The organism is Pandoraea sp. B-6, from assembly GCF_000282835.1.
Taxonomy (GTDB): domain Bacteria; phylum Pseudomonadota; class Gammaproteobacteria; order Burkholderiales; family Burkholderiaceae; genus Pandoraea; species Pandoraea cepalis.
Genome location: NZ_AKXS01000318.1, coordinates 1 through 638 on the forward strand (window position 1 = coordinate 1; position 638 = coordinate 638).

Below are 638 nucleotides of genomic sequence, written 5' to 3' on the forward strand. Positions count from 1 at the left end.
AAAGCAAAAACCCCTTGCTACACGAGTTAGCAAGGGGTTTTTAGGGGGAGCCTGACGATTACCTACTTTCACACGGGTATCCGCACTATCATCGGCGTGGAGTTGTTTCACGGTCCTGTTCGGGATGGGAAGGGGTGGTTCCAACTCGCTATGGTCATCAGGCATAACTTGTATGTTCTGCTGAGCGAGGCTCAACAAAACCAATTTGGAAGAAGCGTAGTACTACATTGGTTGGGTTGTGAGTTGTATCGGCACACTGCACGACACTCACACCAGGAAAAACACACTGGTTATAGGATCAAGCCTCACGGGCAATTAGTATCAGTTAGCTTAACGCATTACTGCGCTTCCACACCTGACCTATCAACGTCCTGGTCTTGAACGACCCTTAAGGGGAATCGAGTTCCCAGGGAAGTCTCATCTTAAGGCGAGTTTCCCGCTTAGATGCTTTCAGCGGTTATCTCTTCCGAACATAGCTACCCGGCGATGCCACTGGCGTGACAACCGGTACACCAGAGGTTCGTCCACTCCGGTCCTCTCGTACTAGGAGCAGCCCCCTTCAAACTTCCAACGCCCACGGCAGATAGGGACCAAACTGTCTCACGACGTTTTAAACCCAGCTCACGTACCTCTTTAAA

General features: G+C 50.8%; 2 rRNA genes. Both read right to left on the reverse strand.

Features of this window, described 5'->3' with window-relative positions:
- Nucleotides 1–49 precede the first annotated feature (49 nt).
- Nucleotides 50–162, reverse strand: a 5S ribosomal RNA gene (rrf, locus tag A985_RS0103100).
- 132 nt (nucleotides 163–294) lie between these two features.
- Nucleotides 295–638: ribosomal RNA gene (locus A985_RS0103105) — 23S ribosomal RNA — on the reverse strand; the annotation flags it as partial.